Source organism: Flavobacterium tistrianum (assembly GCF_003254545.1).
Taxonomy (GTDB): Bacteria; Bacteroidota; Bacteroidia; order Flavobacteriales; family Flavobacteriaceae; genus Flavobacterium; species Flavobacterium tistrianum.
In genome coordinates this window covers 252,121-276,508 of sequence record NZ_QJRH01000070.1, presented here as the reverse complement: position 1 = coordinate 276,508, position 24,388 = coordinate 252,121, and the positions used below count along the sequence as shown (strand labels likewise).

Sequence of the window (24,388 nt, the reverse complement as noted above, 5' to 3'; positions counted from 1 at the left end):
ATCTTCGAAAGAAACTCTACAAAGTTGCTCAACTATGCGGAGCTACTAACGAAGATTTCTCCTTCGTCGAAATGACAAACTGGATGGTTGTTCTATGTTTAAGAGACCTAACAGGTTTTTAAAACCTGTTAGGTCTTCATACTTTACTATTGTAATAATGATTTTACTTTCGCCAAAGTATCCGTATTATTTTCGATTTTCGTCCAATCTGTTTTGCTTGTTGGATCGATTCCGTTAAAATACTTTTCGATATTGGTATAACCGTCTCCATTTGCATCTTTATTGGCATCTGAAGCATCATTCGGATTTAAACCATATTTTTTCTCCCAAGCATCCGGAATTCCGTCGTTGTCTGAATCTTTATACGCTTTTCCTTTGTATGTTGGATATCCTCCAACTTGGTTAGGATGTGTTATAATCCCTTTTTTATAAGAATCCGCAGGCAATCTTCTTTTAATAAATTCTTTTCCGATTGAGTTTTCTAAACCGTCTTTTACTTCGATTTTTCCTGTACGGACTTGTTTTAAGATTCTTTCGTCAACTGCATCTCTTTTTGGAATTGTTGCTCCAACATTTGCTAAAACATATTCATATGCTTCTTCGGCTCCCATAATTTTGAATGCCGGCATCGAGAAAGGTTTTGGCTGTTTGATTGCTGCTAAAAATTCCTTTGTTTCTGCTTCTGGAAGGTTTTCCAATTGTACTCCGCCATTCCAGTTGTCCGCTGTCACTTCAGGTGAACCAACAATAAAGTTTCCTGAAACATACGCTCTTCCATATTGTTTTGGTTCAATATAACCCGATTCTGGTTTTACAATTCTATGTGCAATAGGTTCGTATTGCGGAGTAATTGGTCCAGGTTTAAAATAGTTGTTGATGATATTTAACATCGAACGATAATCACCGCCGTCAAGAGTACGATTCCACCAATTGAATACTACGTTATTCACAAAATTAAAGTCGCCATACATTCCGATAGAAGCGTTTCTAGAAATGTTGTCTGCCCATAAATTGCGCATAAAAGTACTATTCAATCCGCCTATTGTACTTCCGAAAGCGTGATTGTACGTATCTAAACCTTCTGATGAAATGGTGTTTTGAATCGTGATATTACAAGCTGGCAGTTTTTCCAGTTTTGATTTTGCATTAGCTGCAAACTGATGTCTGTATAAAGAAATATTTTCGTCTAATCCCCAGCTTACAGAACAGTGATCTACGATTATATTTCCCATCGGATTTCCACCCAATGCGTCGTCTCTTCTCGTCACTTCTGTAGCGCCACGACGAAAACGCATGTGTCTGATGATAACATCATGTGTGTCAATTTCTAAAGTTTCTCCAGCGATACAGATTCCATCACCTGGAGCAGTTTGACCAGCAATGGTTACGTAAGGCGCACGCATGCTGATTCTTTTTTTCAATTGAATGATTCCCGAAACATTAAAAACGATTGTTCTTGCTCCCACAGCTTCACAGGCTTCACGAAAAGTTCCTTTTCCGCTGTCTTCTAAACTTGTAACCACAAATATTCTTCCTCCACGTCCGCCTTGCGTGTATGCTCCACCGCCTTCAGCACCCGGGAAAGCAGGAATATCAGCCTGAACAAAATCTTTTGGATAAGAAGCCCAAGGTAAATAAGGTTTTCCTTGTTTTGCTTCTTCTTTGATTATATGAAGATTAGCATTCCAGATTTCGCTTAGCCTTTTTTCTTCATCAGCCAAAACAGCATCTGCTTTTGCTTGAACATCTTTTGGAATTACGGGATATTGGGCATACGCCGATGAAACAAGTGAACAAAATGAGAAAGCCATTAAGGTTCTCTTTAAAGTACGGTTTGGAAAAATATTTTGCATTGTATTGTGTGGTCTAGTTAATAGTTATTGGTGTAAAGTGTTTCAGAGAATTATTCTTTCGAAGTTGAATCTTTTGGTTTATTCTTCTCTCTTTGCTCAATACGTTTGTGCCAGTCAGCACTTTCTTTGTTTAAATCGTAACCTTGTTTTGATAAATAGTTATTGATTCTTCCTTTGTACTTGCCAAACCATCCGTGTTTTTCTTTAGAAGAACCTGCGTCCATTGCGTGTTCTCTAGCTTCAACTAAAGCTTTGTAGATATAATCTTTTTGCTCTGCTGTTAAGTTTGGAAGCATATCGTTGTAACCTGCAACCGTAATAGGAAGCACACCATAAGTCATTCCGTCTTTAACCTCAGTAATTTTATCTTCTGATAATTCTTTTCCTAATTTTTTGATATAAGATTTGTGCAGTTTTGCAATTGATTCGTCTGCCTTTGCTTTCAGTTTATCAATTTTATCGTTTTGCTTTTCTTTAGCTAAAGAAGTGTCTTCTTTTACTTTTTTTATTTCAGCATCTCTTCCATCTTGAATTTCAGTTAAATCTCTGAATTGCTGCGCGATGATATTTGAAACTGCTTTTTCTTTTGCTTCGTTTTTCAAATCTAATTTGGTAACGATTTTTGCGGCTCTTTCGTTGGTAACTTTTACATATTCAGAATCTAAATGCTGTTGTGCATTCAAAGTTGAAAATGCGAAAACCAACAATAATAAGCCTGCGTTTATTTTATTTAGTATCATGATTTTTTTCTTTTTATAATTTTAGAAACATAGTTTGCTAAAGTTTTTAAGTCGTTTTATTTTTTTTAATCTCGTAAAGTCGCTAAGACGCAAAGTTTTTTGTCTTCACTTTTTAAATAAGCTTTGCGTCTTAGCGACTTTGCGAGCAATTTTTCAGCTTTCGTAAAAAAAAATAAAAACAATTTGCAGCTCTTTCTATGTTTTCAAAATTCTTCCTATTTTAGATCTAATAAAGGTCTAACTAATGTTTCTTTATTATTAGCCAAATCTTTCCAGTCTACTTTTATCGCAGGATTTACACCGTTAATGTAATCTTCAATATTAGAGTAACCATCTCCGTTTAAATCTCCTTGTGCATCAGATGGATCGTTCGGGTTTAAACCGTATTTTTTCTCCCACGCGTCTGGCATTCCGTCTTTGTCTGTATCCACATAAGGTTTTCCTTTGTATTCAGGATATCCTCCAACTTGTGAAACATCTGTAATGATTCCTTTTTTATAAGAATCCATCGGTAAGCGTCTGTGTTCAAATTGGTAGAAAGTCTTTTTCTCTAATCCTTTAGCATACTCTGGAACTCCTGTTTTTACAGTTCTTACGATTCTTTCATCCACCTTATCTCTAATTGGTAAAGTAGCTCCAACATTTTTAAGAACGAATTCATAAGACTCTTCAGCAGTCATAAATTTGTTGAACCATGGCATTGGGAAAGGTTTGTCTACTTTCATTTTAGCAAAATATTCTTTTGCTTCATCGTAAGTCATTAATTCCCCTTTTTTATTCTCTAACTGAATTCCGCCATCCCAGTTGTCTTTGGTCACTTTTTCGTTTCCGTTAACTACGTTTCCGTTTACGAAAGCTCTACCAAAAACCATATAAGGCAATTTACTTCTTCCTGATTCTGGTTTTAAAATTCTGTAGCTGATTGGCTGAGTTAAATCGGTTACTGGGCCAGGTTTGTAGAAGTTGTTGATAATATTGTAGTTTGCAGTATAATCTCCACCATCTGTAGATCTGTTGTACCAGTTGAAAACTACGTTATTCACAAAATTGAAAATTCCGTTCCAACCAATAGAAGGGTTTCTTCCTGCATTATTTGCCCACATATTTCTCATGAAAGAACAGTTTTCTCCACCTAAAGTACTTCCGAAAGCGTGATTATAAGTATCTAAAGCTTCTCCGAACAAACTATTTTGGATTGTAATGTTTACAGTTCCCACTTTAATATCTGGATAACCTGGTCCAGGGTTGTACATGTGTCTGTAAATTGACATATTTTCGTCTAATCCCCAAGTTGCCGAAACGTGGTCGATCATGATGTTTCCAACAGGATTTCCTCCGATAGCATCATCACGACGGCCTACGAAAGTTTCTCCACGACGGAAACGTACGTGTCTGATAATTACATCATGCGTATCAATCCAAGTTGATTCTCCTGCGATACAAACACCATCTCCAGGAGCTGTTTGTCCAGCAATTGTAATGTAAGGCGCACGAATAATCAACGGACTTTTTAATCTGATAATTCCGGCAACATTAAATACCACTATTCTCGCTCCTCCTTGTTCGCATGCTTCACGTAATGTTCCAGGTCCACGGTCTTCTAGACTTGTTACAGTATAAACTTTTCCTCCACGGCCACCAAATGTATACATTCCACCACCTTCAGCACCTGGGAAAGCAGGAATTTCTGCTTGAGGCAAATCGGTTGGTCTTGCTGCCCACGGAATATATGGTTTTCCATGTTTTGCTTCTTCTTCAATAACAACTAAAGCTTTTGTCCAAGCTTCATCAGAAAGTCTTTGAGCTTCTTCTTTAATAGCTTTTTCCTGAGCCTGAACTTCTGGACTTATCTTCGGATATTGGGCAAAACATTTTGCGCTTCCTAAAAAAAGCAGAGATGATGCGATAAATAATGCGGAATTTTTCATGTTAATTTCTAGTTGTGGTAATTCTTTTTAAACAAATCACCTGTATCTTTTGACGAATACAGGTGAAAAGCTTTATATAATATTCTGTTTCTTAATAGTTAAATTTATTCTTGGAAGCTGTATGTTCCTGCTCCACCAAAATTGTCATTCCACCCTATAGTTTGCAATAACCAAGGATTTGAAGTTAAAGCAGTCGTATTAAGACCACTTATATAATAATTTGGATTGAATTTAATTTTAACAGCTGCTCCACTAATATTATCCATTGGAGTTACTAAAGCAGTACGTACAAAATTTGCATTATAATAAGTAGCCAAAGTATTCAATTGTGTCTGGAAAGCTGCTGCATCTGGATCAACAACAATGCTTGCGCGAGAAGCTGCTAAAGGATCTGTTGCTGTTGCATTTGTTTTATATTGCAAATAATTTCCTGTTCTTTGCGTTCCATTAATTGGCGTTAAACCTAACTTGCTTACTGTTCCACCTGTCATACCAGGAAGTACTTCGTTATCATATAACATCCATCTTTGAACATCCCAAAAACGTTTTCCTTCGTAAGCTAATTCTACTCTTCTTTCGTACAAAACAGCTTCAATAGCCTGATATTTATCAGTCAATGTACCAATTCCATAGTTGTTTGCTGCAGGAATACCAACACGAGCTCTAATTTTTCCTAAATAAGCAGATGTACTTCCAGTTTGTCCTAATGCTGCATAACATTCTGCAATGTTTAACAATAATTCTGCATAACGATATTCCATAATATCAGTTGGCGAATAAGCATAATTTACCGCATTACTTGCTGTCTGATTGGTCATTTTTCTAACAACTGCAGGACTTGTAGTAGTTGTATTAAGATCATTGAAATAAGCCTTATTAGCACTATCTACCCAACGGTAAGACCAGAAAACTGCATTAGCGTTTTCTTTATATCCCCACTTAACTCCAGAGAATGCAAATGTTCTGTAAAATCTTGGGTCACGATTAATGAAGAAAGTAAAATCATTGTATCCATTAGCCGCAGTAGGTCTTCTTCCATCTCCCATTGGAAACAGATCAATCATTTCTTTAGGAGCAGAAATTCCTCCAGTTCCGCCTTGGCTTGGTAATCGAGTTGCTTTCTCCCAGTTATTATTTACGTTAAAATTAATATCAGTATTAGAATTTGATAAAAGCTGAACTGTAATTGCTTCTTTACATTTAATATTGTCAATTAAAAACATATTTTCCCAGTCTTTAGCCGAACTTCCATACAACCCGTAACCATTTTGAGTTAATTCTGCTTCTGCAGCCAATCCAGCATCTAAAGCTGCTTGCCAACGCTCATTTGAACCATCCCAGCTTTTGTTAAATAAAGGGCTTGCATATGTTAGTAAAACTCTTGATTTTTGAGCTAATGCTGCTCCCTTTGTAAAACGTCCATAGTTTGCAGCATCCCAATCTCCTGGCAATAAGCTTGCCGCCATATCTAAATCGCTAACAATTTGCGCTACAACTTCAGAAACTTTTGCTCTTGGCAACTTAATACTTTCATCATCAACAGATGCATTTTGAACTTTTGTTACAATCGGAACACCTCCATAAGTACGCATTAAATCAAAATACTGAATAGCGCGCATATAATACATTTGCCCTTTTGCACGATCACGAAATGTTTTATCCAAACTTGCTCCTTTTACATCGATGTCTTCAAGAAGATTATTACATTCTCTAATTCTTGTATAGGCATTATTAATAAGACCGGTACCAATCTTTGCTCCAAAATAATCTTTTGCGACATCAGGAGTAAGAAGTACTTTACTTGGGTTAGTATAATCCTGAACTCCACCTTGTTCTTCAGTTAACTTAGTATTTACATCTGTATATACTCCAATTACAGTAGATGTTGGCGATTTATATGCTGCAAAAAAATCGTAATATTGATTATCTACATACGCCTGCACACGTGCTTGATTTTGGTAGAATGAATCATCATACTGACCAATAGGCTTCACTTCGTCCAGGAAATTGTCACTACAGGAAACCCCTAGAACAAGTACAAGTGCTAAAGTGATATATATATTAAATTTTGTTTTCATAATTAAAATCGAATTTAGATTAGAATGAGATGTTGAAATTAAACGACCAAGATCTAAGCGTAGGATATCCTACTGAAGAGTTATCGTACATATTTCTATAATGATCCGGATAAGGGTTGTAGAAATCCCAAAGATTATTACCTGTAATACCTATCGATATATTATTTACTTTAGTATTAGCAAAAACTTGTTTAGGTATTTCATACGCTACAGTTAAGTTTCTAACAAAACAACGGAAAGTGCTAATCTGCCAAAAATCAGAAGGGCTTAATACACCTGTTTGTGCTAAATTAGGATATTTACCATTTACATTATCTGCCGCGTACATATCATTCCAAAAAGTTTCGCGAGACCACATATTACTTGCACTAGAAGTTGGCTGACTCATCAAATCTACAAAGTTTGCTCCTCCCCAAGAAGTTACGATTTGAGTTTTTACAGATAAGTTACTATACTTAAAACCTAAATTAGTATTAATAGTATACGTTCTACTGCTGTTTGCTAACTTAACATAATCATTTCCTGCAACAATCTGACCGTTTGGTCCAGTTAACGTTCCATCAGTATTAAGCGTACCAGCAACATCTTGATAAGCTAATGATCCTTTTTGAATTTTAGTTGGATCAACAATAGTTAAATAACTTGGTGTAGTTCCAGCTGCAGCTGCATTTGCACTTAAATAGCTCCAGTAATTGGCAATGTCTTCATCTGTACGCAAAATACCATCTCCTGTAGAAGTTCCTTTCCATGTTTGGAATCCCCAAACTGGATTAAATCCTTCCGAATATCCCTCTCTTCTTGTGTTGTTAGATGGAAGTAAATTTCCTTGATCTGGAAATCTTTTAATTTTATTGTCTCCATAACTAAAGTTCATACCTACACTGTAGCCAACTTTACCAATCTTATCATTCCAGTTAACGTTAAGCTCAGTTCCCCAAGCATCAACTTGTGCGTAATTTTGTTCTGCAAAAGCCCCACCAACAGAAATTGGCACACCTGTAGCACTACCCATATCAGTCAACATGTCTTTTGTAATATCGTAATAGAAATCTGCATTAACCTCTAATCTGTTTTTTAAGAATCCAAGATCAAAACCAAGATTATGTTTCAATGTAGAATCCCATTTTGCATCTCTATTTGGATTTACTTTAGGAGTTAAACCCGACCCTAATACACCACCACCGCCGTTAGAGACAGCAGGTCCAAACTGCCAGCCTTTATTTACTGTTAAATCATAATATTGGTACCATTTGAAAGGCTGAAGGTTATCTTTTCCAGTTTTACCAATTGAATATCTTAATTTAAAGAAATTAACTCCTGGTAAATTTCTTTCAAACCATTCTTCTTTTGAAGCTACCCAACCCAATTGAAGCGATGGGAAAGTGCCCCAATAATTTTCAGGTGCAAACTTCGTAGAAGCATCACTACGGATAAGGAATTGCACCAAGTATTTTGACTTATAATTATAGTTTACCGTTCCAAAATAAGAAAGTGTTGCATTATTTCCTTTTAAAGCAGTAGAGTTACCAGTATCAACTGTTCCTGCAGTACGCCAATCTCCAAGATAATCTTTAGGAGTATTTGTGTATGCTAAACGAGTAGTTTGCCAGTCTGATTCAGATCTTTCAATACCAAACATTCCACTAACATTATGGTCCCCAAAAGTTCTGTTGTAATTTGCAAAGAAGTTTGCCTGAGTACTTTTAGAAAAACTGCTGTTATAATACACTCTAGAATTTCTAACGTTTGTTTCTATAGCATAATCAATCATACCTCCAACTTCTGGATTCTTTGTTATCGCACTTGGATAAGCCGCGCTTGCTAAGTGATTATCCTGTAATTGATAATTTGTAATTCTTGCTAAATCATAAGGTAATTGAATCTGCTCAGAATAACTTGAATTTTTAGTTCTTGCAAAAGTTGCTTTAAAAGACAAACCTTTAATAGCTGCAACTTTGTAGTTTAAGGAAGCATTCACATTGAAAGAAGCATCATCTGTTGTTTGATGCGATCCATTGTTTAGGTTGGCAAAATAGTTCCATCCGGCGATGTTATTATTTGCATTTGCGCTGCCAAAGTTTTTATTCGTGTTAGGAAATGGAGACATATAATATTGTTTTCCATCCACTATTGTTTGCCATGGAATAAATTTTGGCATATGCACTAAATATCCGTAATCAGCTTGTTCACCACCTGCAGCACTACCATAACTTCCATCACTGATGTTTGCAGATGCTTTAGTAAATGATTTATCTATAAATCCAGTATTACCAGAAATAGACGCAGAGAAGTCTAAGTTTTTAGCAATTTTTGCATTAATTCCAGTTCTGTAATTCCATTTGTCATATTTTTGGTAACCAAGATTTGCATCTTGTGTCAAATAAGTCGCACCGGCAAAGTATGTAATATCTTCACTACCGCCATTTACATTAAATGAATGTTTTTGTTGAATAGCCGGTTTCCAAGCTTCTTTTAGCCAGTCATAATCTAAACCTTTCATTTCTTCCAATTCTGCTGCAGAAAATAAACTCGCTGGAAGAATAGTAGGATTTTGTGCTGTTAAGAATCTATTGCTAAAAACTCCAAACTCATAAGCACTCATAGTTTTAGTGTGGCTAACCGCATCATTAACTACAAATTGGCTATTGTAGCTAAATTTAGCTTTCCCAGCCTTGCCTCGCTTCGTTTTTACAATAATAGCACCTTGAGATGCACGAGAACCGTAAATTGCTGCAGAAGCATCTTTCAAAACTGTAACACTCTCAATTTCAGACGGATCCAATCTATTAAAAGTATCCAAAGTAGCTTTACCGGTCGCCGGATCAACTTGAACCATATCATCTATAACTACTAATGGTATAGTTGAGTTTCCGTCTTTTGAGAAACCAAAAGTTTGACGGATTTGGATACTACCAGCATCTCCAGGTCGACCTGAGCTTGGTGTAACTGTAAGTCCCGGAACTAATCCTTTTAATGCGTCTGATAAATTCGTTACAGGCAAATCCATAAGTTCATCAGGTTTGATTGTAGCAATTGCTCCAGTAAGTTCCTTTTTCTTCTGAGTACCATAACCAACTACAACAATATTTTCTAATTGATTAAAATCGTCCTCCATTTTTGCATTAACGATCGAACGATTATTAAGAGGTATTTCTATTTTTTTCATTCCGATGAAAGAAAAAACTAAAGTTCCTCCGCTTTTAACTTTAATCTCATACTTTCCATTGTAATCTGTTGTCACCGAATTTTTAGTAGATTTCTCAGTTACGTTAACACCAGGCAATAGTCCACCTAAATTGTCTGTAACTGTTCCCGTTACTGTAACTTGATTACTTTGAGCATAACTCAATACACTCATCAGTGTAAACAAAAGAAAACTACATCTTTTTATAAGTGCTTGTTTCATAAATGTTTTTTTGGTTAGGTTATTAATGTTAGTTAGTCATGTTTAATGCGCCCTAGCTATTAACAAAATTTTTATTAATGGAATCTTAATTTAATTTTATTAAATGTTTAAAACACATTTATTTTAATATTCCAAAAATATGATGATGACACATGAGAACCGTCCTGCTCTATCCTGTTTTAATCATGTTATTTCAAAAAAAATGACTCAAAAAAAACAATATTAATAAAAAACGAATGGAAAAAATAGACGAACCAAAATATTTAAGATAAATGTTTGATTAAAACAAAATTTGCAAACGCATTTTGGCTAAAAAACGATAAGATTATTATCAAAAACAAACATCTAGTATATATTCTGCAAAACTTAACGATATGCTGTCTGATATTTAAGCGCTTACAAAATATAAATTCTTACGAAAACGATAGAGATAATTGTTGCAATTACATTTATTTCAAGATAAAAAACCTACAAATTCTTATACAGGAAAGCGGCAGGGTTGCTAAAAAAAACATCAAATAAATTTTAGTAAAAAAAATAATTTTTAAAAGTAAATTCTGACCAACAAAATTTAAATGCTATTTTTCTATTTATAGCTACAGAAAAAATCAAACAAAAAGCCCACCAATGTTAGTAATTAGTGAGCTTTTGTTAGATGCATTTTAATTCAGCTTTAATTATGGAATGGGATTCCATCCATTTAAAACTAAATCTCTGTTATATTTTTTGATATCATCTTTCGTTAATTGATGCGACCATGAAACTCGTTGCGAAATATTTTTTGCACTCGCCCCTTTGCTTCCATATTCAGCATAATAAGCTGTTTTATCTTTATCCGGAAAACGAGTATCAATCCAAGCATTCCAACCTTCGGGAATAATATGCGAACCAATATCTGTATTGATGAAAACGGTTTGCGCATAAGGTCTCCATGGTCTTCCTAGAAATACTTTATCCACCGATTTATCTTTTGCAGTTAGTTTACAATTAACAAAAACAAAACCATAAGTCTGTCCTTGCGGAGTTGAAGCTGCTGTAATATAAGAATTCATTAAACTTTCGATAGTACATTTATAAAAATAAGACGTTGCTGCACCGAAAATAAAATCAGTAGTTCCGTTTATAAAACAGTTTTCAAAATAAGTTCGGGTATTTCCTTCCGACAAATAAAGTGTATCCTGATTCCCTAAAAGATTACAGTTTTTCACAATAACTCGATCACTTTTTATATGAAGTGCTACCGCCTGTCCCACTCTTCCTGCTGTATTTTCAACAGTTAGATTTTCAAGAGTGCAGTCATTCCCTTTAATTAAAAAAGAATACGAAGTTGATGTTCCAAATTCTTTCTTTCCTGATGGATCTGGTTCGCGAAGCGGCTTTCCTGAATAGTCATCAAATGAAATTATGGTTTTATTTCGATCTGTTCCTTTTAAAGTAATGAAAGATTTTGAAGCTGGAATTTCCAATTTCTCAACATACTTTCCTGGCTTAATTGTAATTACAGCTCTTTTCTCTGAATTATCTTTCACATTGTTAATCGCTTCCTGAATGGTTTTAAAATCTCCTGAACCGTCTTGAGCAACGGTTAATGCTAATTTATTATCGAGCGTTTGGGCTGATAGTGAAAATGTTGTTATTAAAAGTAGAATTAGAATATATTTCATGTGTACAATTAATTTATTCGTTATGTTTTTGTCATTTCGACAAAGGAGAAATCTTCACGAGAAGCTCGACAAAGATTAGCTTTTCATTGCGGAGTTACTTGCGAAGATTTCTCCTTCGTCGAAATGACAAACTTTGTGGTTATTGCAAAAAATCTTTGTCAAAGTTTAAACTTTGACAAAGATGATCGTATTTCAAGAAAATTCAAAAAATCCGTTTTAATCCGCGTCTTTACGAAGTAAATCCGTCTAATCCGCGTCCAAAATTTAATGCGACATCCAAACCGTCATTTCTCCTTTTCCTTTATTTCCCCACGCAAAATATGGAATCAATTTTACTTGTACAGTATTTTCATTTTTAGCAGAAAGCGGTTTGTACAACGTTTTATCCCATGAATTATTAGAATTTATTACTGCATCGGCATCAATACTCACTAAATTTCTATTGTTTAATGTAAAAGGATTCGTTGCAAATTTCGAGTTCAACTTCAATGCCACATCATTCACACTAATTTTAGCTGGCAATTGATCAGATTCTAAACAATATACCAAAGGCCCTCTTTTTACAGCAACCTGATTTTTGACTTCTTCAACTAACGGATTTGCTTCCATCAATTCAACTGGCATTGGAAGATTCAACTCAATAACATCTCCTTTTTTCCATTTTTGATTTAATTTCAAATAAGTTCCTGAAACAATTTTATCTGTAATTTTTGAATTATTTACAGCAACTTCAGCATTTTGGCTCCAACCCGGAATTCTTAAAAAGAAAGCTTGCAAATCTTTCGGCGATTTTACGATTTTCAAAGTCACTTTCCCGTCCCAAGGATAATTGGTTTGTTGTTCAATTTCGATTTCTTCTCCGTTTAAATATTTTGTTTTCAATTTATTACTTCCGTATAAATTGACATATAAACCTTCTTTAGAAATATTATAAGCATAATTTCCAACTTCAGCAATTGTTCTGGTTACGTTTGGTGCGCAACAGTTTGACAAAGCAATATATCCTTCACGTACGTTGCCCCATCTTTGGTGAAATGGCAAATCATTTGAAACATTCAGCGGATTGTTATACAAGAATTTATCTCCTTCTAAATTCATTCCTGAAAGCACACTGTTATAAAGTGCCAATTCAACAATATCAGCATATTTGGCATCTCCTGTAATTTGAAGCATTCTCCAGTTCCACAAAACATTTCCAATATTGGCGCAAGTTTCGGTATGAGCCGTTGCATTTGGCAATTGAAAAGGTCTTCCATACGCCTGATGGATTTTCTGTACTACGGTTGGATCATAAGAAGTTCCGTCTGGTGAAACTCCGTCATACAAAGAACCACAGCCTCCTGTAATGTACATTTTACGATACGTTACATCATCCCAAATCGATTGTAAATTGTCTAACAATTTCTTCTCGCCTGTTTCTGCATATAAATCGGCAATTCCCGCATATAAATAATTCGCTCTTACGGCGTGACCCATTGCCGTAGTCTGCTGTCTAAACGGAACTCTGTCCTGATTGTCATCGGTTCCGTCATTTGTTGTCCCGCGAATATCGATTAGATTATTGGCTAATTCCAGATATTTTGGATCTTTTACGGTTCTGTACATCTCAACAATTCCCATATAATGAGACGGACAAATCGCATTTCTAGCCAATTCTGGCGATGCTTTTTTATAAAAATCATACAAGAAATCAGCAACTCCTTTGGCAATATTCAGAAAGTTTGTTTTTCCTGTGGCACGATAATGAATACATGCCGCAGTCATTAAATGTCCCATATTATATTTTTCAAAGCCTAACTGCTTTTTCACCTCTTCTGGCCCTAAAGTTCCCCAACGTTCATCAATTAAAACTGGTGTGTGGATATAACCGTCTTTGCGCTGTACTTTTGCGAAAAGCGCAATGGCTTTATCCATTTCGGCATCGAGTTTTTTATCTTTTGTAACGGCATAAGTTGCCGCCATTCCTTCAAAAATCTTGTAGAAATCACCATCATGAAACGAAGGCCCTTTAAAAGCTCCCTTGCTTAATCCTGCCGCAATTTCGAAGTTTTTATAGGCATGTGAGACTTCGTCATTATGATACAAATCCCACATATACGGCAAAGTATTTTTGGTTTCTACATCAAATTGTTCTTTCCAAAATCCGTTTGTCCATTTTACATCTTGTAAACCTACACTTTGTAATTTGGAATACGGGCTTTCTGAATTCGCAACCAAACCTTTGTTCTGCGCAAAGATTACAGTTGAAAGAAATAAGGATGATAGGATGATGTTCTTTTTCATTTTTGAATATTTTTTTCGCCACGAATTCACAAATTATTTTTTGATAATCTTTGAAGATATAAATTCGTGAATTCGTGGCTAACTAACTTTTTATTTTACAAAGAAATTAATCGTTCTGCTCATTGAATCTCCGTCTGCATCTTTTACCGTTACTACAAAAGAAGCAAAACCTTTATCTGAAGCCGTGAACTGAATTTCTTTTCCTTTTAAAACCACTTTTCCATTTTTAAGATCAGAGAAAGTATACACAGGTTTATTTTCATAACCTTTGAAAAAATCTGCGGCACTTAAAGTCTTTTTCTCTCCTGAATTCACAAAATAATGAGGCTGAGCCAGCCAGTCTAAATAATTATCTAACTGTGTAAATCCGTCTTTATCGGTATCAGAATTGGCATCTGAGAAATCTCCTGAAGCTGAGTTTTCGTTTAAGCCAAAAGCTTTTTCCCACCAATTTGGCAAACCGTCATGATCGGTGTCCCAATCTGCAGGACGAGTTTCTGAGGCAAAATTTGGCCATCCTCCTGCATCCTGTTCGTTATCAATCATTCCACCTAAACCGCTTTTGCTTCCTTTATAAGTGAAAGTTCCCTTTAAAGTTTCATCTATGATTCTATTATCATGGTTATCAAAAAACGGCTGATTTGCCCCAACATCCGAAAGTACATTTTTATAAGCTCCTTTTGCTGATTGTGTGTTTACATAAGAAGGAAAAAATGGTTTATCAACGAAAGTTTCATATTCAACTTTTTCATTATTGCTTATAGTAGATTTTCTTCCTTTATCCTGAGATTTCTCGTCAAAATAACCCGGCATTATGTTTCCGTCAAAATAGTAGCGCTGCATTCCTTTTCCAACACCTTCATGCTGTGCATTTAAAGCCACAAATATTTTAGTAGAAGCACCTGGTTTGTAATAATTGTTTACAAAATTTACTTCGTTTGCTCCACCATCAGTTGTTCTCGTTCCCCAGTTGTAAACTACGTTGTTTGTGATATCCAATCTTCCTGTGTAGTAACCGTCTCCGTTTAAACCTCCGCCAATACTCCAATTACGACCTTGATTGTGTGCCAATAAATTATGATGGAAACTTCCAATATCTCCGCCAATTGTTGCTGCAAAACCGTGCATTTTTCCAGCAGGATATTTATCATGTCCCGCAACGTTTAAAGCTTCTGAAATTAATGTTCTTTGTAATGTAATATGATGCGCACCACGCGAACTAAACGATTCATCGATTGTCCAGCTTATCGAACAGTGATCAATAATACTGTAATCTGCACCTGTTAATCCCATTCCGTCAAAAGTAGTTCCACCACCAATGCGAACAGTCAAAAAGCGAATTACTCCATCATTTCCAGTTAAACCAATTGGAGCTCTGCTGATCGTTATTCCTTCTCCTGGCGCTGTTTGTCCCGCAATAGTAATATAAGGCTGATTGGCAACCAATCTTGAAGCCAGTTTGATATTTCCAGAAACATTAAAAACAATTGTTCTTGGGCCAATTTCCTGATTGATGGCATCACGTAAACTTCCTGGTCCGTCATCATTAAGATTGGTTACTTCTACTACTTTTCCGCCACGTCCTCCAACGGCATATCTTCCGTAACCTTCAGCACCCGGAAAAGCCAATTGTGCAGGTCTAAATGACCATACATTTCCTAAAGTTACTGCACCATTATTATCAATTTCGTCTACTCTCCAATAATACGTTGAACCGCTGTATAAATCAGAAACGCTAAAGCTTTTATCGCTTTGTTTTCCTTTAAATTCTTTTGAGGATTCAGTTGCCGTTTCTACCGCATTTTTATCAGTTCCAAAATAAACTTTATGAACCACTACATTTTTTGGAGCATCCCATTTTAAAAGTAAACTTTTGGTAACTTCAACATGTTCGTCTCTATTTTTTGGTTCCGGAGTACGCGCCTGATTCATTAAGTTTGGTGTATCCAATTCAAAACCATTGATTACAATCTGCTTTACGATATCAGGATTTGAAGTCGGATCAATTTCAAAACGAACAATTACCTCTTTTCCTTTTGAAGCATTGAAAGTCAAATACGCCATCGAAGCATCAATCTTAGCATTGGCTCTCTGACTTGCATTTACAGTTTCCTGAAGTTTTCCGTCAACATAAATTTTTATTGGCGAAAAAGTCTTTCCTGTAATCACATCAAAAGCGTTATGAAACGTCAAAAGCGTATGTTTTCCTTCTTTTAAACCGCTGATTTTTAATTCTAAATTTTCAGCCGTTATTAATCCGTCGCTTCCCAGTTTATTGTAAAAGGGAGCGTTCATTCCGACTTTATACCATTTTGAAGTGAAGTTTCCTTTTAGTTTAAAACTTACTCCGTTAAAAGTTTTCTGATCTTCTTTATTTTCATTGATAACCCAAGCATCATAACTCGGATCATGAACTTCTTCCTGCCTTCTTTGAAAAAAGTCAAAATCGACTTTTACAATTTGTTTATCAGTATTTTGAACTGATTGTGCTTGTCCGTTTGTGGTTAAAAATAGGGACAAAACAGCACCACTTATTAATTTCTTAATCATTTCTGTTAGTAATAGTTAGTTTAATTTCGTTTTCTCTGCTTCAGATTTTCCAAGCAGATTTATAATGTCTTTTTTTCGTTCTTCAGGAATTACTTTTAAAACTTTTAATTCTCCATTTAAGAGTTCGGCTTCAATCGTAGTATTTTGTTTGGCATGTAATTTAAAATGAACGTTCCAATCTTTTGGCCAAGCCGGAAAAAGATAAATCTTACCATCAGTTTCTTGTAGAAGCATTTCCTGCATGCCTATCATTCCGGATCCGCCCCAATTATGATCGGGAACCCAGTCAAATCCCGGACCCCAAAAAGCAGGAAAACGTCTTTCTGAATTTGCCATTTTCATGGTATTATATTTTACAGCTTCGGCTGTTAATCCCAAACGAGCTGAGAAAATATTGTCTTGTTTCCAGCCTACGTGGCTTCTGAATTTTAAAGCATCTGTATCATATTTCCACGTACTCAAAGCCGTTTCTAAATCTGGTTTTCCGATACCGTAAATTCCCCACGGATAAACAGGATACAATTGCGGAACTTCTGAATTATTGACTCTTTCCCAAGATTTGGCAGGAACCAAAACTTTATGGTTTTCAATTTGTCCAAAATTTAAAGGCGGAATTCGGTTTTGAAATCCTTTTAAATATTCTTGATCTTCTTTTGATAATTGTTCCGAAGAAAGATTTAAAAGCTGTGCTGTAATAACTTGTAAAGCCGAAATCGTGCTATTTGAATTATAAGCCATTTTATAAGTTTCTGCTCCAGAACCTGGATATAAAACCAATTTTCCGTTTCCGTCCAAAGATTTTCTTCCTCTTTGTTTGGCTAAATATTGATAATGTTCATCAAAAAAACGAAGACAACTGATAATGAATTGATTGTATTTCTGAATATCTTCTCCCGCATATTCCTTTTGCTGAAGCATCATTTGGCAGAATTCTAAAACCGTATCCCATTCATATTCCAGCCACGCATTATATTCCATTCCCGGATCGTAATCTGCGGGACGTTTCCATTCGTATTCGGCAGGATTTGGCAATCCGAAGTTTTCTAATTGTTCGGTGAAAGACGCTCCGTTGTGATTCCAATATACTTTAGAACGCAATTCAGCATTTTTTTGAAGACTGATGTAATAATCCAGCTGAGATTTCATCATATCAAAATCACCGCTTTTTACCATCGGAAAATAAACCAATCGCTGATTTTGAGCCGTCATGGTTCCTCCGCCCCAATTTCTAAAATCGGGTGTAAAATCCAGATCTTTATTGGTATAAACTGGATCAACCGTAAAAAGTCCGCCATTGAATTTCGTTGGATATTTTCCATACGCATTACAACCCAGCATATATCGGAACAACTGATAATTCTGTCCGATTTGATACACCGAATCTTTAGCAGTCGATTGATTTTTTTGATTAAAAATAAAACTGCGGTTCCAGAAATTATTCCACCATTTTTGAGTGTTTTTTTCTGCTTGTTTGAAATTGTTTTTATTAGCCGAAATCAGACTTTTTAAACCATTATTCCAAGTAGAAAAATCAGATTGATTGGTATTCAAATATATTTCTAACGAATGTTTTTTGGAAGGTTTTATACTTGATAAATTAAAGCCTTTAAAATTGGTTGATTGGTATTTTCCTAAATGCGTTCCGTTTGGTTTTAGATTATTTCCGGTCATAAATCCGCCGAAAGTCAGATTCGCAATTGGGTTCAACATTTGATCTTTTACCGATTCCATTTTCTGTTGTTTTACCGCTACGTCAAAAACCGTATTTTCTCTGTTTCTGTGGTAAAATTTTATTCCGTTATTTTCAAACGAAATAGAATCTTTATACGTAATAAGTTCTCCCTGAGGCGCCCATTTATAAGAATTAGCATTATTTTCTTTTCCTTTCGGATAACGGTTCTGATAACGCCAGCTTTCATAAGAAGCCGTCATCTTCAACGCATTTTTACTTTCTAAATCAACATGGATAATCGGTTTAAAAACATCTACCCAAAGTTTGATTTTAGTATCATTCTGACCAACTAAAACATAACCGTCTTTGAGTTTCAATTCCTGATGAAAACCGTCTTTCCCTTCAAACGGATTCGGCGTTAAAGTAACCTTCACACGTCCTAATTTCAATAAAGTATTATGCTCATCAAAAGTACCGCTTCTCGAAAAATAGAAATACAAATCGCCTTTCTCCACCCAGACATTCAGACCAATATCACCGCCCCCCAAAGGCATCGACTCTGATGAATTATTGCTTTGCGTATTCCAAACCTGATTGTAAGTATCGAGCGTAGGGATTTGCGCTTTAAGGTAAAACGTTATGAAGAGAAGTATGTATTTTATGTATTTCATTTTTTCGTTTTCCTGCAAGGTTTTCAAAACCTTGTAGGTATTTATTTTTTTATTTTCTCTCGCAGATTTTAGAGATTTATTCTCATTTTTTGTCATTTCGACGAAGGAGAAATCTCCACGAGAAGCTCCACAAAGATTGGCGACTCACGTTACGGAGTTACTTGCGAAGATTTCTCCTTCGTCGAAATGACAAACTAAATGTTAAACTCATTATTCACAATTCACAATTATAAACTACCATTCGTCTGTTCTAAACGAAGAAACCGGCAGACCTCCTGCGCTAAACAATTCCGCTTTAGCGAAATCCTTCCATAAATAACGTACTGCAACAGGATTTTTCACTTTATCTGATGTCAGTACAACTGATTTTCTTCTCACAACTGTTTTAGCTGGATAAAAAACTCTGTCTGCTCCTGCTATTTCAAAACCTAAAACTTCTTTATCATAAGACGTAATTCCGTTTGCAACATCATCAAAAGAAACCGTTACAGCGCCATCTTTTATTTCCATTGATTTGTATTTCGGACTTTCGAATTCAAAACCTTCAATTCCGTACGTTCTCGCCAAAGCTTGAAAAGCCAGACGATTTCCACCTTTTTCTTTATCCATTGGGTGAATATTGTTTTCTTCTCCAACATCCATTAAAACCGCCATTGCAGAATTCGGAATTTCCTTTGAAGCCTTAAACTGCGCCTCTCTCAAATAAGCTGAATTGTATTTTTCCTGATAATCTTTTGGGTGAAAAGAAGCATAATTGAACGGTGCGATCTGCGCATAGTAAAACGGAAAATCTCCTTGTTTCCATAACGCTCTCCAACTGCTGACCATTTTCTTCATTAAAGCAGTGTACTCAGAAGCTCTCTCGTAATTCGATTCGCCCTGATACCAAATACAGCCTTTGATTCCGTAACCGATTACAGGTGAAAGCATTCCGTTAAACAAAGTCGTTGGAACACGGTTTGGGTCTTTTGCTAATTCTTCTTTCGCGGTCGGAATTTTAGCACTTGCAAAATCTTTCAGCATTTCCTGATTCATCCAAGCTTCCATGCTTGAACCTCCGTACGAAACATGAATTAATCCAACCGGAACATCTAAAACTTCTTGTAAAAGCGAACCAAAATACCAAGCCGTTGCACTAAAATTAGAAGTCAATTTTGGAGAAGCTTCTTCCCATTTTCCTTCAAAATCTTGTAAAGGCTCTAAAACTGTTGCACGAGGAATTGTAATTAAACGAATATTTTTATTGGTTGATCTTACGATGATTTCGTTTCCGTTTTTAACGGGTTGTCCTTGAAAACCTTTTAAAGGCATTTCCATATTTGACTGTCCAGAACAAAGCCAAACTTCTCCCAACAAAACGTTTTTGATGGTTACTTTTTCGTTTCCTTCTGAGACTTCAATGGTGTACGGCCCACCGAAAGTGGATGTTTGCAATTCAGTTTTCCATTTTCCTGAACCATCAGCCTTTACTTTGTAGGTTTTAGCATCCCACGAGGTTTTGATTACGACATTAGCGTTCTTTTCTGCCCAGCCCCAAATTGGCGCATTTGATTTTTGTTGCAACATCATGTTGTCAGTGAACAATGCCGGTAATTTTATTTTGGCATTAATTTGAAGGGTTGCTAAAATCGTTAATAATGCAATAATTGATTTTTTCATTTTTTGTTTATTTTTTTGCCACAGATTAAAAGGATTATAAAGATTTTTTTTCGCCACGAATTCACGAATTTTTATATTATTTTAATTGCCTCCTGCTTTAGCTGGAGGAACATAAAATGTCTCTTCTCAATGGGCTTTAGCCGAACTTTCTTTTGGCTAAAGCCCAATACCTAATCTTTTCTAAACCTCCAGCTAAAGCTGGAGGCAATTGATCTCTTTCTATTTTTTAAAAGAAATCCTTCTAATCCTTTTAATCTGTGGCTAACATTTATTTCTCCTGTAAAATCACAACTGGCCCTAACAATCCTGCTTTCAACAACGGTTCTCCTTCTAAACGAAACGGCGCTGTTGTCCATGTTAATCTTTCTTCTTTTGGCAATTTTTGATCGCCAATTAATCTGTTTCTCCAGGTATTTGTGACTTTTATTTCTATTGTATTCTTTCCTTTTTGTAAAGCTTTTGAAATATCAGTTTTGAAAGGGAAAGTCCAAAGCGTTCCACAATCTCTTCCGTTGATCTTGATTTCAGCAATATTTGAAATTTCACCTAAATCCAACCAGATCTTATCTGAGCTTTTTCCTTTCCAAACAAAATCTTTTTTATAAACTACAGTTCCAGAATAATATTTAATCTGATCATTTTCAGAAGTGCTCCAGTCAAAAAGTTTGTTTGTTTTGACAATTTCTTTCGGGCCTTTAAAAGCGGGGTCAAATTGCAATTCCCAATTTTCATCCAAAGTTTGAACTTTCTCAAAATCAGATGGTTTTCCTTGTACTAAAATTTCTTTTGTTTCTTCTTTAAAAATTACAAAACCAGATTCGTTGGCATCTAAAGTTATCGAAACAATAGTTCTTCCATTTTCTATTTTCCAATTGGCTAAAGCCGAAATTTGATCTGTAACGGGATTGTACCATTGCGGCACTTTTCCAGAAATTCTGAAAGACGCCTCAAAAGAACATTTTTCTGCTTTTTGATTCGAAATGAAATAAATATCTTCTGTATCCGATTTACGGTGAGCCCACGCTAATGTTTCGGCTTCAGCTCGGTTTAAATTTGGAAAATAAACGTCTTGTGTGATTCCGATCGAAACAAAATCATTTCCTAAATAAGGCAGTTTAATAACAGTTCCTTTTCCGATTTTCCAAGTTGATGAATTGGCATTATTCCAAATTTCATCAATTATACTCTGCCATTTCTTTTGATTAGCTTCTGAATGAATTCCGGGTTGAAGATTTGGTTTTTCATCCACAAAAATCGTCGCTCCGTCTTTTAACAACTGCAGGATTTTTTCGGCGGAAGCCAAAGAAAGCATCTTATTCGGTGCCATTTTATGACTTCCCGGAAAGAATAAAGCACCGTATTCGATTCCGCCCTCAAATGAAATTTTTCCGTTTACCACTTTCGCACGATTGATTAAAACATCGGAGTTAAAAGAATCATATTGATATCCATTTAACGCATTAATCCATTGCGATAAATCGGTAATATTTTTAGAATAGGTCACTTCTTTTGGCATTTTTGCCGTTGGCTGACCTTCATTTTCTAAACGGATTTTCTCGCTTTCGAGTCTTTCTTTTCCAAACACATTCGGCATAAAAGGCACCAAACGATCAGGCACAAAAGAACGCGAAGGAAAATCTTCGCCAATAAAAACCGCCAAATCAATTACAGGTTTTCCTTTTTGCAACTGAAACTGTACTCTTTGGCAATAATCGAACCACGCTCTTCCGGGTTTCCACCACGTTTGGTCTCTCTGGAAAAATGTTCCAATATCGTCCAGAGTCATTCCGGGTTTTCTATCCGTCCACGAATTATGCACAAAAACATGATAAAATAAGCGGTTAATTCCTAAAGCGTAATTGCGGTCTGCCGTTGTTTTTAGATTTCCGGGATGTTCGTCCCAATCCATTCGCAGAGCCGTAAAAGATTCTGCCTGAATAATATCTTTTCCGTAAATATGCCCGCCCGAAATGGCATCGACCATATCAAAAGGTTTATCATGTGTCGGGCTTTTCAACCAAAATTCACCACTTGGATAATCGACATATTTATAATGAAGCAAGGCATCGCTCGTTACTACCGGCGCCACATTTTCGGCACTTAATTTTATGCTGTTTTCTTTGGCGATTTGCGCTACCGTTCCGTAGAAATTATCGGCCACTAAATCGGTAATAGTCTTTCTAACATCGTATAAAACTTTCTCTGAGAAATCGGCACTTTCTACTGGAATTCCAGCCATTACAGGCAAATATTCTACAAGATCATAACCACGTCTCCTTTTAAATTCAGCCTGAAAAACCGAAGACCAGTTTTGGCTTCCGCATTCCCAACTGTCGAAATGAAGAATTTCCAGCACTTTTGAAGCCAATTCAGGGCCAGCAGAACGAACAGCTTCTCCAAACCAATGATCTAACTGAAAACGAATTAATTCTGGATTAAATTTGTCTACTTCCAGTCCTTTTCCCGCTCCTCCAGTTGCATTTTCATGTCCAGTCGAAGTATGTCCCATTCGGATGATTTTCCATTTTCCTTTTGGTGCTTTCCAATTCAGGTTTCCCTCAGCATCCATAAAATTCGAAATATTGATAATTTCTGATTTTTTGAATGCATCTGAATTTGGAATTTCTTTAGCTGTAGTTTGCGGAGTCAAACGCCAAATTGCTCCTGACTTTCCTTCGTAATTATTAATCAGAGATTGATTCGAAAGCGTAATTTTACTTACTTTCAGATTTTGTTTCCACTTCGCAAAATCCAAATCTTCTGCTCCGGGTTCTGTCCCTTTTGGATCGTAAACAAATCTGAAATATTTTGCTGTTACGGGCGTAATCGTATGTGTATTTGGAAAATCCATATCTTGCCAGCCGTGACGTGGTGCGGTCATTCTTTCGTGGAATCTAAAATTAACTCCGTCATCACTCACTTCTACAATTAGACGTTGTGCCTGAAAATCTCTTCCTTTGGTTTCAATTACAATGGATTTACAGCTAAAAGGCTGTGCAAATTCGTACTGAATCCATCCTGAATCGGCAAATTTGAAGTTTTCGTCTTTTTTAGGATCTGCCAAAAACGATGCATTTGTATTGTTGGATGTCGTTACTTTTGGCAATTGCATCTGGGAAGTGATTTCGTATTCTTTAATCGGAATAGCAAAAGTGGCAATGTCTTTATAATAATCTTTGTAATGTGCTGGAACTGGTAGTTTTGAAGTAACTTTTTTTCCGCCTAAAATTTCAGTCGTTGACCAGACTACTTTTTGCATTGACATTTCTGGGGTAATCCATGGCCCGCCAGCAACGGCAAATCCGTCTGCTCCATGAAAAGCCAATTTCAAACCTAAACGATCTGCTTCTTTAAAAGCCCAATGAATCATATCCCAAAACTCCGGACTCAACTGCAAAACCGGCGGATCTAGTAATGGCGGATTGGCTGGCCCTTTTATAGTCATTAAATAAGCGCCTGCAATTCCTGCTTGTTTCATAGCTTCTAAATCGGCTGTAATTCCTGCTTTTGAATACGCCGATTTCATCCAATACCAATACACCCAAGGTCTTGAGGATTCTAATGTTGGCTGAAAGGATTCTTTTTTATGGACTTCCTGCGCAGAGACAAGGCTTGCTAAAAGGAGGATAAAAAAGAGGTATTTTTTTTGAAACATTATTCTTTGTTTTATTTCGTTTGTAACCCGACAGGTTTCAAAAACCTGTCGGGTTGATGTATTATTTCTTATTTAAAACATAGCCAATGGTTTCAACCATTGGGATGTAACGTGATTCTCTATGCGTTTCCCGAGGTTTAAACCTCGGGCTATGTTTGATAATCTTGCGCATTTTTGTCATTTCGACGTAAGGAGAAATCTTCGTAAGTAGCTCCGCATGCTGGATCAA

The 24,388-nt window shown here is 35.9% G+C and carries 11 protein-coding genes; all 11 read right to left on the bottom strand.

The genetic code is table 11. From position 1 onward, the window contains the following. Window positions 1–146: 146 nt before the first annotated feature. The 11 genes from DMB71_RS14650 to DMB71_RS14600 all read right to left on the bottom strand — a co-directional run bounded on the left by DMB71_RS14650 (window position 147) and on the right by DMB71_RS14600 (window position 24,159). The gene (locus DMB71_RS14650) at window positions 147–1,853 is read right to left on the bottom strand and encodes a polysaccharide lyase (protein WP_111367295.1); all 1,707 of its coding nucleotides are present in this window, start codon (window positions 1,851–1,853) and stop codon (window positions 147–149) included. A gap of 50 nt (window positions 1,854–1,903) precedes the next feature. Next, a complete protein-coding gene (locus tag DMB71_RS14645) occupies window positions 1,904–2,593 on the bottom strand; it encodes a DUF3826 domain-containing protein (protein ID WP_111367293.1) in 690 nt (229 codons plus the stop codon). 215 nt (window positions 2,594–2,808) lie between these two features. After that, window positions 2,809–4,521: a polysaccharide lyase gene (locus tag DMB71_RS14640; RefSeq protein WP_111367291.1), complete on the bottom strand. Its 1,713-nt coding sequence runs from the start codon at window positions 4,519–4,521 to the stop codon at window positions 2,809–2,811. 104 nt (window positions 4,522–4,625) lie between these two features. After that, on the bottom strand, window positions 4,626–6,599 hold the full coding sequence (locus DMB71_RS14635; protein ID WP_111367289.1) for a RagB/SusD family nutrient uptake outer membrane protein: 1,974 nt from the start codon (window positions 6,597–6,599) through the stop codon (window positions 4,626–4,628). Between the two features lie 19 nt (window positions 6,600–6,618). Further along, window positions 6,619–10,005 carry a SusC/RagA family TonB-linked outer membrane protein gene (locus DMB71_RS14630; RefSeq protein ID WP_111367287.1) on the bottom strand — a complete coding sequence of 1,129 codons (3,387 nt, stop codon included), beginning with the start codon at window positions 10,003–10,005 and terminating at the stop codon, window positions 6,619–6,621. Window positions 10,006–10,682: 677 nt separating this feature from the next. Then, complete coding sequence (locus DMB71_RS14625) at window positions 10,683–11,669, bottom strand: pectinesterase family protein (RefSeq protein ID WP_111367285.1); 987 nt, start codon at window positions 11,667–11,669, stop codon at window positions 10,683–10,685. Between the two features lie 264 nt (window positions 11,670–11,933). Continuing rightward, window positions 11,934–13,952, bottom strand: coding sequence for an aceric acid hydrolase (locus DMB71_RS14620; protein ID WP_111367284.1), 2,019 nt, complete (start codon window positions 13,950–13,952; stop codon window positions 11,934–11,936). A 90-nt stretch (window positions 13,953–14,042) separates the two neighbouring features. After that, window positions 14,043–16,502 (bottom strand): pectate lyase family protein, encoded by a 2,460-nt coding sequence (locus DMB71_RS14615; protein WP_111367282.1) that lies wholly within the window; start codon window positions 16,500–16,502, stop codon window positions 14,043–14,045. A 15-nt stretch (window positions 16,503–16,517) separates the two neighbouring features. Beyond that, window positions 16,518–18,845 carry a DUF5703 domain-containing protein gene (locus DMB71_RS14610; RefSeq protein ID WP_111367428.1) on the bottom strand — a complete coding sequence of 776 codons (2,328 nt, stop codon included), beginning with the start codon at window positions 18,843–18,845 and terminating at the stop codon, window positions 16,518–16,520. Between the two features lie 234 nt (window positions 18,846–19,079). Continuing rightward, window positions 19,080–20,504 carry a sialate O-acetylesterase gene (locus DMB71_RS14605; RefSeq protein WP_111367426.1) on the bottom strand — a complete coding sequence of 475 codons (1,425 nt, stop codon included), beginning with the start codon at window positions 20,502–20,504 and terminating at the stop codon, window positions 19,080–19,082. 268 nt (window positions 20,505–20,772) lie between these two features. Next, entirely contained in the window at window positions 20,773–24,159 is a 3,387-nt protein-coding gene (locus tag DMB71_RS14600) for a glycosyl hydrolase (protein WP_111367280.1), read from the bottom strand. Between the last annotated feature and the right edge of the window lie 229 nt (window positions 24,160–24,388).

Coding starts and splice junctions, on each gene's coding strand:
- DMB71_RS14625 (WP_111367285.1), bottom strand. CDS start 11,669: ATGAAATATATTCTAATTCTACTTTTAATAACAACATTTTCACTATCA.
- DMB71_RS14600 (WP_111367280.1), bottom strand. CDS start 24,159: ATGTTTCAAAAAAAATACCTCTTTTTTATCCTCCTTTTAGCAAGCCTT.
- DMB71_RS14620 (WP_111367284.1), bottom strand. CDS start 13,952: ATGAAAAAGAACATCATCCTATCATCCTTATTTCTTTCAACTGTAATC.
- DMB71_RS14640 (WP_111367291.1), bottom strand. CDS start 4,521: ATGAAAAATTCCGCATTATTTATCGCATCATCTCTGCTTTTTTTAGGA.
- DMB71_RS14605 (WP_111367426.1), bottom strand. CDS start 20,504: ATGAAAAAATCAATTATTGCATTATTAACGATTTTAGCAACCCTTCAA.
- DMB71_RS14615 (WP_111367282.1), bottom strand. CDS start 16,502: ATGATTAAGAAATTAATAAGTGGTGCTGTTTTGTCCCTATTTTTAACC.
- DMB71_RS14610 (WP_111367428.1), bottom strand. CDS start 18,845: ATGAAATACATAAAATACATACTTCTCTTCATAACGTTTTACCTTAAA.
- DMB71_RS14630 (WP_111367287.1), bottom strand. CDS start 10,005: ATGAAACAAGCACTTATAAAAAGATGTAGTTTTCTTTTGTTTACACTG.
- DMB71_RS14635 (WP_111367289.1), bottom strand. CDS start 6,599: ATGAAAACAAAATTTAATATATATATCACTTTAGCACTTGTACTTGTT.
- DMB71_RS14650 (WP_111367295.1), bottom strand. CDS start 1,853: ATGCAAAATATTTTTCCAAACCGTACTTTAAAGAGAACCTTAATGGCT.
- DMB71_RS14645 (WP_111367293.1), bottom strand. CDS start 2,593: ATGATACTAAATAAAATAAACGCAGGCTTATTATTGTTGGTTTTCGCA.